The organism is Paraburkholderia caledonica NBRC 102488 (genome assembly GCF_000685095.1).
In the GTDB taxonomy this organism is placed as follows: Bacteria; Pseudomonadota; Gammaproteobacteria; order Burkholderiales; family Burkholderiaceae; genus Paraburkholderia; species Paraburkholderia caledonica.
Map to the genome: position 1 here is coordinate 22678 of NZ_BAYE01000006.1, position 12213 is coordinate 34890.

Consider the following 12213-nt stretch of genomic DNA (forward strand, 5'->3'; position numbering starts at 1 on the left):
CCTTTCTTCGCGCTTTGGGTTGGCGGCCTGTCGACTGCGCCGTGCAAGGGAAGGCTTAGCCGGAATGCCGTCTGTAGGAATCACGCACCTTTCGAAGTGTGCTGTGCATTGCGCGGCTTGCAAACTACGAACATTCGTGGCGCAACGTGGGGCGAATCTGGCACGGGGGGTGCCGCTTCCGCGCGCACGCTGTGATAGGCGCCGCGCCTTACGGATCGAACTGGCCTGACAGGCGGGTTGCGAACTGTATCTGTCTAAGCCTTGCACGGGACGACAGAATGACCGGCCCACAGCTTGGCCCGAGCCGCATCCGACCGACCATCCTCATCCTCATCTCACCGACTTACCGGATACCTAGCGATGACCCGACTTCGAATCACCTCCTGCGGCCACGTCTTTATCGCCGAAACGAATCCCGACGCGCCGCAAACCGTGGCCGCCTTCCTGAAGCTGTTGCCGTACCGCCAGAAGATCATCCATGTGCGATGGAGTGGCGAAGGCTGCTGGGTGCCGCTCGGCGAGTTCAAGCTGGAGAACGACGGCGCGGTGGTCGGCTTCGAGAACCACACGAGCCATCCGTCGGTCGGCGACATTCTGTTTTATCCGGGTGGCTACAGCGAAACGGAACTCCTCATCGCCTATGGCTCGTGCTGCTTCGCGAGCAAGATGGGGCAGCTCGCGGGCAACCATTTCCTGACCATCGTCGAAGGCAAGGAGAATTTGCGCGAAGTCGGCGTCAAAGTGCTGTGGGAAGGCGCGCAAGACGTGCTCTTCGAAAAGATCTGAGCGCGCCCAGCATTTGGCACCGCGCCGCGACGCTCGCAGCGCCACAGTTTTTCTACTTACGAGCCAGCATTGACTGGCTCGTATTTCTTCCAGGCCGGTTCTCGGCCACTCTCAGCATTCCACTCAAAGCCGCTTAATCACGCAGATTCCGCATTAAGACATTTGGCAATTTCCGTCTGAATCGCATTATGCCTTTTAGCTAATTCAAGCGAAAATTTCGCTTTTAGGATTAGTCGTATGCGCGAATCCCGGAGGCGGCTGCACACTCGGGGTTTAAGCCTTGTTTGCCGGTTAATCCGGTGCGTCCCGAGTCTGTCCATTTCAAATAATACTTAGGATGACATAAGAAAATATTGGCAAAGATTAATCGATTCCGAGTGGGAGGAATGTTGAACAAGACCTATAAAACTGTGTGGAACGAAGCGAGGCGCGTGTACGTGGCGGTGTCCGAAGCAGCGAAAAGCGGCGGTGCAGCATGCGCTTCGGTATGCCGGGCCGTGGCCGCTGCGAGCGCTGGCCTGGTCGGCGCGCTGGTGTTTGCGCAGCCGGCTGGCGCTCAGGAGTGCGCGCCAGCCGGCTGCGCGAATGTGGCCGACGCGTTGTTCTACGACAGCGGAGCGCATGACATGGCGACGCTCGGCAACTCGGGTACTCCCGTCAAGTTGACTAACCTGGCGCAAGCTGCGCTGAACGCGAGCAGTTCCGACGCGGTAACAGGCGCGCAACTCCACGCAACGAATGAGGCGGTAGCGCAGAATTCGGCAAGCCTTTCCAGCCTCGCCAGCAACCTCGACAACGGTCAGATCGGGCTGGTTCGGCAAGATCCCGGTACGGGCAATCTCACCGTTGGCGCAGGCATTGATGGCCGGTCCGTAGACTTCACCGGACTCGGCGGGGCGCGCGAGCTGCTCGGCGTCGCGGCGGGCACCGGAGCGCAGTCGGCGGTCAATGTGACGCAACTCAAGCAGGTCGTGTCGACATTGGGCGGCGGCGCATCGGTCAGTGCGAGCGGCTCGACAGTCGGCCCGAAGTACTACGTGCAGTCTGGCACGCAAACCACCGTCGGCAACGCGCTTACTTCGTTGGACACGGGCATCACGTCACTGCAGTCGCAAATCGTGTCGGGCAGCATCGGCCTTGTCAAACAGGATCTTGGTACGCGCGACATCCTGGTTGGGCCGTCGTCTACAGGTATTCGGCTCAACGTGGCGGGCTTGAACGGCAACCGCACGGTCACCGGCCTGTCGCGCGGCGCGCTTGGCGCGTCGAGCACCGACGCCGTGAACGGTGCGCAGCTGTACGGCAACGCGGCGAGTGTGGCCGCGGCGCTGGGCGGCGGGTCGGCGGTGAATGTAGATGGCACCGCAAAGGCCCCTGCCTACAGCATCGGCGGAATTACATATGGCGACGTCGGATCGGCTCTGGCGGCAGCAGTCACGACGAGCGTTGCAACCAGTACCGCGGCGAGTACGGCGGCAGGCGCGAGCGCGATCGCGGCGGCCACCGCCAATTCGGTGCAATACGACTCTTCCGTGCACGACAGCATGACGCTCGGCAGCGCCGGCGCGCCGGTTCGCGTGACCAACGTCAGCGCTGGGCAGCTCACGAGCGACAGCGTGGACGCAGTGAACGGCGGGCAACTGTTCGCTGCCAATCGGGCGATAGCGTCGAACAGCGACAACATCGCGACCCTCGACGCGCGCGTCGGCACCAACACGGCGAACATTGCCAACCTCGATCAGCGCGTGAACGTGAACACAACGAAGATCGCCGGGCTCGACACGCGCACCACCACGCTCGAGGGCAACCTCACGAACGTTGCGAACCAGATTACGAACGGCGAGATCGGGGTGGTCCAGCAAGACCTGGTGTCGCGCATCATCAGCGTTGGACAAAATACGAATGGCGCACGCGTCGATTTTGCGGGCACCGGCGGCGCACGCCAATTGACCGGCGTCGCGGCGGGCCGGACGGACACGTCGGCGATCAACTTCGCGCAGTTCAGTCCGGTTGTGGCCGGACTTGGCGGCGGCGCACAGGTCGGTATCGACGGTTCGGTGATTGCTCCGTCGTATCACGTGCAAGGCAGGACGCAGAGCAACGTCGGCGATGCGCTCGGCTCGCTCGACAACGGGTTGACCACCTTGCAACAGAAAGTCGAGATTGGCGGCGTTGGCCTCGTGACGCAAGATCCGGCCTCGCGCGTCATCCAGATCGGTGCGTCCACGGACGGCCGGGCAATCAGCGTGGCGGGTACGCTGGGCAATCGCGTGGTGACCGGCGTCGCGCGGGGCTCGCTGAACGCGGCGAGTACCGAAGCGGTCAACGGCTCGCAACTCTTCGCGCAGGCAACGAGTACGGCCACGGCGCTAGGCGGCGGCTCCACGGTGAATGCCGACGGCTCGGTTAGCGCGCCGTCGTACAGGGTGGGCGGCCAGGTGGTGAACACTGTCGGCGGCGCGCTCAGCAATCTCGATGGCCGTGTCACGCAGAACAGCGGTGATATCGCCGGCTTGCAAAGCGCAGTCGGCCGCATCGGCGGAACGGTCGCGAACGCGCTTCAGTACGACAGCTCGGCCCATGACAAGGTCACGCTCGGCGGCATATCGGCTAATGCGCCGGCAGTGCAGTTGACCAACCTGAAGAATGGCGAGGTCTCGGCAACCAGCAGCGACGCGGTCACCGGCGCGCAGCTGTGGCAAACCAACCAGCAGATCAGCAGCATCGACAAGAGCGTCAAGAACTATGCGGCCACTGGCAATAGCTACATGGCCGTCAACAGTTCCGCAGAAGCTCCGCAGGCGACCGGAAACGGTTCGCTGGCCTTAGGCGGTGGCGCGAAAGCATCGGCTGCAAACACGGTCGCGCTTGGCGAAGGGTCGCTCGCGGATCAGCCGGATACGGTCTCCGTAGGCTCGCCGGGCAACGAGCGACGTATCACCAACCTCGCGCCGGGACAGGCGGCGGCCGACGCGGTCAACATGCAGCAGTTCCAAAGCGGCATGGGCGATCTCGCCCGGCGCGCCTATGCCGGAACGGCTTCGGCGATGGCGATGAACATGGTACCTGACGTCGATGCTACGAAGAACCTCGCAATCGGTGTGGGCACAGCGGGCTACATGGGATATCAAGCGGTGGCGGTAGGCCTGTCGGCGCGCGTCGCGCAGAATTTCAAGGTGAAGCTGAGCGCGGGCATTAGCTCGGTGACGACCTCGGTGGGCGCCGGCGCCGCGTATCAGTGGTGAGGAGGTGAAGGCAGGCGGCGAGAGGTGCCGGTGGCGGGCACCCCACCGTGCAAACGGCGGGGTGCGGGTGCGGTTACTGGAATAGCTTCATCGCTTGCGCGAGCGTGTTGTACACGCCCCACGCAAGAGGAACCATCACATACAGCCAGAATACGGCGAGCTTGACCTTGTTGGTCGGGTGTACGGGTTGAACGGTCGACATGCGAGTCTCCTTATGCGCCCTTGGCGACTTGTGCGTCGGTCATGTGATGCTTGTCGTCCACACGCTTGACCAACAGATTGCAGATGAAGCCGATCACCAGCAGCACGGCCATGATGTGAACCGTCATCGTGTAGGCGTCGGCTTTTGCCACGCCGTGCGCGACTTCATAGGCGCGGATGTAATTGACGAGCACCGGGCCCGCAACGCCAGCCGCGGCCCACGCGGTCAGCAAACGTCCATGAATGCCGCCGACGAATGCCGTGCCGAACATGTCGGCGAGATAGGCGGGCACCGTCGCAAAGCCGCCGCCGTACATCGTGAGGATGATGCAGTAGGCCAGCACGAAGAGCGCCATCTGACCTGACGCGGCGAAACTCGGCACCAGGAAGTACAGCACCGCGCCGAGCGCGAAAAAGATGAAGTAGGTGTTCTTGCGGCCGATCCAGTCCGAAGCCGATGCCCACACGAAGCGGCCACCCATGTTGAACAGCGACAGCAGGCCGACAAAGCCGGCTGCGGCGGCCGCCGTCACGGTGCCCTTGAAGCTTTCCTGGATCATCACCGAAGCCTGGCCGAGAATGCCGATGCCTGCAGTGACGTTCAGGAACAGCACGAGCCAGATCAGATAGAACTGCGGCGTCTTCAGGGCCTCGTCGATGTGCACGTGGTTGCGCGTGATCATCTTTTGCTGCGAGGTTTGCGGCGGAGTCCAGCCTGCCGGTTTCCAGTCCGCCGGCGGCACGCGAATGGCCAAGGCGCCAATCGACATCGAGATGAAGTACACGATGCCGAGCACGATAAACGTCTCAGCTACGCCGATGCTCGTTGCGCTGCGGAAGTGATTCATCAGCGCGACCGACAACGGCGCCGCGATCATCGCGCCGCCGCCGAAGCCCATGATCGCCATGCCGGTCGCCATGCCGCGGCGGTCCGGAAACCAGCGGATCAGCGTCGACACCGGCGATACGTAGCCCAAGCCGAGCCCGATCCCGCCGATCACGCCATAGCCGAGATACAGCAGCACGATCTGGTGCAAGTACACGCCCAGCGCGGAAATAAGGAAGCCTCCGCCGAAGCAGCAGGCAGCCGTGAACATCGTGCGGCGCGGGCCGACGTGTTCGAGCCACTTGCCTGCAAACGCCGCCGACAGGCCGAGGAATACGATCGCCAGCGAGAAAATCCAGCCGAGAGAGGTCAGCGACCAGTCGTCCGCAGTGGATTGCGTGATGCCGATAACCTTGGTGAGCGGGCCGTTGAACACGGAGAACGCATAGGCCTGGCCGATACAGAGATGAACGGCAAGTGCCGCGGGCGGAACCATCCAGCGCGAAAACCCGGGTTTTGCGATGGTGGCTTCCTTGGAAAAGAATGGCGCGGAGCCTGAATTGTGCTGCGGCTCGGTGATACTGCTCATGGTCGGTCTCCCGGAAAGCGAAGTCTTTGTTATCGGCGCATCAGACCGAATGCTTTAGTGTTGGCGGCGTAAAAATTGCTATTGGATGCTGGTTCATATATGCGGCTGATCTTCATATGAACCTGCGCAAATTCCGCTGGAAACTTGCTTGGTCGAACGATAGGGCGGCAGGCCCGGGTTGGCAATATGAGATAGAAGTGCATAAGGCATTGCCCGAGGAAATGCGACCAAGATCTGTCACATCGCGGCAGCCATCGCGTCAATTCGAGGTACGGCCTACCGAAAAGGCCGTTCCACCCAGGGCATAAAGTAAAAAAAGCCGACAGTGGCAATCGCGCCACGCCGGCTTTTTCTTAACCGCGGTCGGTCATTCAGACAGTGCGCCCGGTTTTCATCTTCGCGGCGACTAGCACTGAAATCAGGCAACCGATTGCGAGGTAGCCCGCCACCGGGTGCCACGAACCGCCGGCAAAACTCACCAGCGCGACCGCGATGAACGGCGTGAAGCCGCCGCCAACCACACTCGCTACCTGGTAGCCGACGCCCGCGCCGCTGTAGCGATATTCGGTGCCGAAGAGTTCGGTGAACATCGGCTGCTGAACGCTTACCACCATGTCATGCGCGATGTTCGCGAGCATCACGGCGAACACGACGATCCACACGGTGGAGCGCGCTTCGAGAGCAAGAAAAAACGGCACCGCGCTGAACATGCCGACGAGCGCGCCGACGATATAAACGCGGCGCCGGCCGAAACGGTCGGCGAGCATTGCAAAGAGCGGAATTGTCACGCAGCTCACGGCGCCGACGAGCAGGCCGATCGTGAGGAAAAATTCGCGCGGCATGTGAAGATTCGCGGTCGAGTAGTTGAGCGCGAACGCGGTCACGATGTACATCGTGAACAGCTCGGCAAGACGCAGCGCAATGATCAGCAGGAACGCCTTCGGATGACGCAGCAGAGCTTCGACAATCGGCAGCCGCACACTGCGTTCGCCGCGCGCGCCGACTTTTTCGACGAACTCCTGCGACTCTTCCATGCTGGAGCGAATCCACATCGCAATCAACACCAGCACCACGCTGAACAGAAACGGCAAGCGCCAGCCCCAGCTCATGAACGACGCGTTATCCATCGAGCGGCTGATCAGCGCGACGAGGCCCGTCGCCAGCACGAGGCCCACGCCGTAGCCGACCTGCACGCCGCTGCTGTAAAACGCCTTCTTCTTTTCCGGCGCGCTTTCGACGGCCATCAACGCTGCGCCGCCCCATTCGCCGCCGACCGCGAAGCCCTGAATCGCGCGCAGCGTGACGAGCAGCACCGGCGCGAGCCAGCCGATCGTCGAAAACGACGGTAATAGGCCGATTGCAGCGGTAGAAAGGCCCATCATCATGACAGTGAGCACCAACATGCGCTTGCGGCCGAGCCTATCGCCAAAGTGGCCGAACACGAAGCCGCCGAGCGGGCGGAACAGAAAGCCGACGCCGAATGTGGCGAAGGCTGCCAGCGTGCCCATCGCCGGGCTTACTTTCGGAAAGAACTCGGCGTTGAAGACCAGTGCCGCAACGATCCCGTACAGCAGAAAGTCGTACCAGTCGACGACAGCGCCGATGAAGCTGCCGAGCGCCGCTTTGCGTGCCCGGCTGCGCGCCGCGCGATTGCCGGCCGCTGCGGCCGGCGAGAGGGTGGTGCTCATACGGTCTCCTTGGATTCTCGAAACACTGCCGACCGGCGCCGTCGCGGCTTATGCCTGCGCAGCTAATCGGTTGCAGGATGTGCGGAAGATTAATACGAGGCAGGCGCCGAACACTCCGCAATTCGGCGATACTGCGCGATCTTCGGACGCTACTGCGCGCATAGCGCGCGTTTTCCGCGTATACACGGAGCGGCGCGAGTTTAATTGAAGGGCAGGCGGGACGGAGCGGTGCGTGCTACCGTAAGAGGTGCCACGAAAACAACAGTCGCTGATATACTACATACCGAATATTGATTTTTGCGGCGATGCAGCATATGATTGAGTCATTCGTTCACTCAATCGTTTGGAGCTACAAATGGAATTTGTTCCTCTCTCGCTGCTGGCTGCCGCTGTTGTTGGCTTAGGCTGTTCCGCCACCGTTCTGCTGGCCCGCTGGATTCCGCAGCCGGTCGCGCAACTCGCAGCGCAACATGGCCGCTTCATCGGCCTTGACGAGCAGCGCGCGGAAGCGGCAGTGCCTTATCGTATGCATGTTCAACAAGAGGCGATGAATGTCGTCGGAACTTCAAACTGAAGCAGTGGCAACTCCTTTGACATTGTCTTTACAGCCTATCGGCGCAAGCGCGAGCTTGCGCGATCAGGCTTACGCAATGTTGCGTCAGGCTATTGCCGACGCGGACATCTACCAGACTCGAGATGAAATCCGTCTGGACGAGCGCGTGCTGAGCGAAACGCTCGGAGTAAGCCGGACGCCGGTGCGCGAGGCAATGACGCTGCTCGAGCAGGAAGGCTTTCTGCGCATGGTCCCCCGTCGCGGCATCTACATCGTGCGCAAGAGCAAGCGCGAGATCGTCGAAATGATCCACATGTGGGCCGCGCTCGAAAGCATGGCTGCGCGTCTCGCGACACAGCGCGCTACAGACGAGGAAATCGCCCGCCTGCGGCACATGTTCGACAATTTCCGCGACGCCACGCCGGCCGAGCACATTGCCGAGTATTCCGACGCGAACATCGCCTTTCACCAGGCAATCGTCGAGTTGTCGAAGTCGCAGATCATTCTCGACACCATCAAGAATATTTTTATCCACGTGCGCGCGATCCGGCGCATGACCATCTCGCAGAGCGATCGCGCTTCGCGGTCGATCGTCGACCATTTACGCATCATCGAGGCGCTGGAGAAGCGGGACACGGAACTGGCCGAACGTCTTACGCGTCAGCATTCGCTCGACCTGGCGGCGTTCGTGGAGAAGAATTGCGATTTTCTCGACTGACAACTTAAGTTAGACGAGGCCGCTGCCAGCGGTCTTGCATCAGAAGCAAAAAAGCCCGCGGTGTTCACACACTGCGGGCTTTTTTCATTGCGGGTTGGCGCGTAGGGAAACACCGCGCTTGACGTCTTGTGAAATGTGGTATGTGATATATCAGCAGGGCGCGGTTATTGAGGCTGCTCAGTGTTTTCCCTCGAAGCGATGGTCAGGACGAAGCGCGATAAGCAGCGATCCCTTGTCCTGTAAGGCTCTTCATGGGAATGCAAGTGTTGGAAACGCCGTTGGATAACTCTTGCCACTTATTGATATATCACATACTGTATGTGGAGAAGTCAGGATAAAACGCGAAGGCGTGTCCCGGAGCGGGGCATCAGTCAATAACCGTTACAGAACCACCAAGCAGCAGTCTTTCATGGGACCGGAGTAAGCGCTCACGCGTAGACCTCCATCGATGCCAAAGCATGGGACCGGACCGAGCGCAAGAGCGCGGGCTCCGGTCGACACACAGGAGACGACCATGTCTGCAGTTGTTTCATCCCTGAACCCAAGCACAGCCAGCACCACCGCCGAAGACACGCTCAAGCAGAAGACGCGCAACGCGGGCGTCGTCTCGGGCGGCCATCTGGTCGCGAAGGCGCTAAAAAACGAAGGGGTCGATACGATCTTCACGCTGTGCGGCGGCCACATCATCGACATTTACGACGGTTGTGTGGACGAAGGGATTCGCATCATCGACGTGCGGCATGAGCAGGTCGCGGCGCACGCGGCAGACGGCTATGCGCGGCAGACCGGCAAGCTCGGCTGCGTGGTCACCACCGCGGGGCCCGGGTGCACGAACGCGGTGACGGGCATCGCGACCGCGTTCCGCTCGGAGAGCCCGATCCTGCATATCGGTGGACAGGGAGCGCTGACGCAGCACAAGATGGGGTCGCTGCAAGACCTGCCGCACGTCGACATCATGGCGCCTATCACGAAGTTTGCCGCCAGCGTGTCGAGCACGGAGCGGGTCGCCGACATGATCTCGATGGCCGCGCGCGAGTGCTTCAACGGCGCGCCCGGTCCGGCATACCTGGAAATTCCGCGTGACGTACTCGACCGCGAAGTCGACCTCACGCGCGCGGTCGTGCCGCAGCCGGGTCACTATCGCGCGTCGACCAAATCGATTGGCGACCCGCGCGACATCGAGAAACTCGCGGACATTCTCGTCAATTCCGAGCGCCCCGCGATTCTGTACGGACAGCAGGTGTGGACCGCCCGCGGTCATGAGGAAGCGATCGCGCTGCTACGCGGCCTCGACATTCCCGGCTATTTCAATGGCGCGAGCCGCGGGCTGCTGCCGCCGGGCGATCCACATCACTTCGACCGCACGCGTTCACAGGCGTTTGCCAATGCGGACGTTCTCATTGTCGTCGGCACGCCGTTCGATTTTCGGATGGGGTATGGCAAGCGCATCAGTAAAGAACTGACGCTTGTGCAGATCGACATGGACTACCGGACTGTCGGCAAGAACCGCGATATCGACCTCGGCCTGGTCGGCGATCCGGGTGCGATCCTCGCCGCTGTATTGCAAGCCGCAAGCGGCCGCCTGAAGGACGACAAGCGTCAGGCACGCCGCAAGTGGATGGCGCAGTTGCAGGACGCGGAAGCGACGGCAACTGAAAAACTCATGCCGCTCTTCAAGTCGAACAGCACGCCGATTCATCCGTATCGCGTGGCCTACGAGCTCAACGAGTTTCTCTCCGACGACACCGTTTATATCGGCGACGGCGGCGACGTCGTGACGATCTCCGCGCAAGCAGTTCGTCCGCGCCGTCCTGGCCAATGGATGGACCCGGGCGCGCTCGGCTCGCTCGGTGTCGGTACCGGATTCGCGCTTGCGGCCAAGATCGCGCATCCGCAGAAAGAAGTGCTGTGCTACTACGGCGACGGCTCGTTCGGCATGACCGCATTCGACATGGAAACGGCAAACCGCTTCGGCGCACCGTACCTCGCGGTGATCGGCAACAACTCGGCGATGAACCAGATCCGCTACGGTCAGCTCGCCAAATATGGCGACGAGCGCGGCAATGTCGGCAACCTGCTGAGCGACGTGCCCTTCAGCAAGTTCGCCGAGATGCTCGGCGGCCACGGCGAGGAAGTGCGCGACCCGGCGCAGATCGCGGGTGCGTTGCAGCGTGCACGCGAAGCGATTCATCGCACGGGGCGCTCGGCTGTCGTCAACATCTGGGTCGACCCGCGCGAGTACGCGCCGGGCACGAAGAACCAGACCATGTACAAGTAATACGGATACCTTAGGAGACACGACATGGGCAAAGCACTCGACGGCGTGCGCATTCTCGATTTCACGCATGTGCAATCGGGCCCGACATGCACGCAATTGCTGGCGTGGTTCGGCGCGGACGTGATCAAGGTGGAGCGAGCCGGAGCAGGCGACATCACGCGTGAACAACTGCGTGACATTCCGGACGTGGACAGCTTGTACTTCACGATGCTCAACCATAACAAGCGTTCGGTCACGATCGATACGAAGAACCCCGAAGGCAAGCAGGTTCTCGAAGCACTGATCCAGAAATGCGACGTGCTGGTGGAGAACTTTGCGCCGGGCGCGCTCGATCGCATGGGGTTTACGTGGGAGCGCATTCAGGAATTGAACCCGCGCATGATCGTTGCATCGGTGAAAGGCTTTGGCCCTGGTCCGTATGAGGACTGCAAGGTGTACGAGAACGTCGCCCAATGCGCGGGCGGTGCGGCATCCACCACGGGCTTCGACGACGGCCCGCCAGTGGTGACCGGCGCGCAGATCGGCGATAGCGGCACGGGGTTGCATCTCGCGCTCGGCATCGTCACTGCGCTTTATCAGCGCACCCAAACCGGCCGGGGACAGCGCGTACTCGCCGCCATGCAGGACGGCGTGCTCAATCTGTGCCGCGTGAAACTGCGCGATCAGCAACGGCTCGAACGCACCGGTGTAATGAAAGAGTATCCGCAGTATCCGAACGGCAAGTTCGGCGAAGCGGTGCCGCGCGCGGGCAATGCATCTGGCGGCGGTCAGCCCGGCTGGATTCTGAAGTGCAAAGGCTGGGAGACCGATCCGAACGCATACATCTACTTCATCACGCAGGCGCCGGTGTGGGCGAAGATCTGCAACGTGATCGGCAAGGAAGAGTGGGCCACCGACCCCGACTACGCGACGCCCGCCGCGCGTCTGCCGCGCTTGAAAGAGATCTTCGCGGAGATCGAACGCTGGACCATGACCAAGACCAAGTTCGAGGCCATGCAGATCCTCAACAAGTACGACATTCCGTGCGGGCCGATTCTTTCGATGAAGGAGATCGCGGAAGAGCCCTCGCTGCGTCAAACCGGCACGATCGTCGAAGTCGATCATCCGACGCGCGGTAAATATCTGACAGTTGGCAATCCTATCAAACTGTCCGACAGCCCCACTGAAGTCAAGCGCTCGCCGCTGCTTGGCGAACATACCGACGAAGTCATGGCTGAACTGGGTTATTCACCCGAACAGATCAGCGCATTGCGTACCGCCGGCGCCATCTAGGCGCATTAGAAAAACCGTAGTGCAAGCCGCCCGCCGCTCGCCATTCAGGCGAGCGCG

At 61.5% G+C, this 12213-nt stretch carries 9 protein-coding genes; 6 read left to right on the forward strand and 3 right to left on the reverse strand.

From position 1 onward, the window contains the following. The first annotated feature begins 360 nt into the window (after window positions 1-360). Both BCA01S_RS13950 and BCA01S_RS13955 read left to right on the forward strand, forming a co-directional pair. Complete coding sequence (locus BCA01S_RS13950) at window positions 361-786, forward strand: DUF3830 family protein (protein ID WP_027777418.1); 426 nt, start codon at window positions 361-363, stop codon at window positions 784-786. Window positions 787-1172: 386 nt separating this feature from the next. Beyond that, the gene (locus BCA01S_RS13955; protein ID WP_027777419.1) at window positions 1173-4031 is read left to right on the forward strand and encodes a YadA-like family protein; all 2859 of its coding nucleotides are present in this window, start codon (window positions 1173-1175) and stop codon (window positions 4029-4031) included. Window positions 4032-4104: 73 nt separating this feature from the next. Here the strand turns inward: BCA01S_RS13955 and BCA01S_RS13960 are convergent, their stop codons facing one another. The 3 genes from BCA01S_RS13960 to shiA all read right to left on the reverse strand — a co-directional run bounded on the left by BCA01S_RS13960 (window position 4105) and on the right by shiA (window position 7335). Beyond that, window positions 4105-4233, reverse strand: coding sequence for an MFS transporter small subunit (locus BCA01S_RS13960; protein WP_020068039.1), 129 nt, complete (start codon window positions 4231-4233; stop codon window positions 4105-4107). Between the two features lie 10 nt (window positions 4234-4243). Beyond that, complete coding sequence (locus BCA01S_RS13965) at window positions 4244-5647, reverse strand: L-lactate MFS transporter (RefSeq protein ID WP_027777420.1); 1404 nt, start codon at window positions 5645-5647, stop codon at window positions 4244-4246. Window positions 5648-6018: 371 nt separating this feature from the next. Further along, window positions 6019-7335, reverse strand: coding sequence for a shikimate transporter (gene shiA / locus BCA01S_RS13970; protein WP_027777421.1), 1317 nt, complete (start codon window positions 7333-7335; stop codon window positions 6019-6021). A 355-nt stretch (window positions 7336-7690) separates the two neighbouring features. Between shiA and BCA01S_RS13975 the strand changes: the two genes are divergently transcribed. The 4 genes from BCA01S_RS13975 (at window position 7691) to frc (ending at window position 12156) form a co-directional block, all read left to right on the forward strand. After that, window positions 7691-7909 (forward strand): hypothetical protein, encoded by a 219-nt coding sequence (locus BCA01S_RS13975; RefSeq protein WP_027777422.1) that lies wholly within the window; start codon window positions 7691-7693, stop codon window positions 7907-7909. Further along, window positions 7887-8606 (forward strand): GntR family transcriptional regulator, encoded by a 720-nt coding sequence (locus BCA01S_RS13980; RefSeq protein WP_027777423.1) that lies wholly within the window; start codon window positions 7887-7889, stop codon window positions 8604-8606. Before BCA01S_RS13975 ends, BCA01S_RS13980 begins: the two co-directional genes overlap by 23 nt. A 514-nt stretch (window positions 8607-9120) precedes the next feature. Then, complete coding sequence (locus BCA01S_RS13985; RefSeq protein ID WP_027777424.1) at window positions 9121-10884, forward strand: thiamine pyrophosphate-binding protein; 1764 nt, start codon at window positions 9121-9123, stop codon at window positions 10882-10884. Window positions 10885-10908: 24 nt separating this feature from the next. After that, entirely contained in the window at window positions 10909-12156 is a 1248-nt protein-coding gene (gene frc, locus BCA01S_RS13990) for a formyl-CoA transferase (RefSeq protein WP_027777425.1), read from the forward strand. Window positions 12157-12213: the final 57 nt, after the last annotated feature.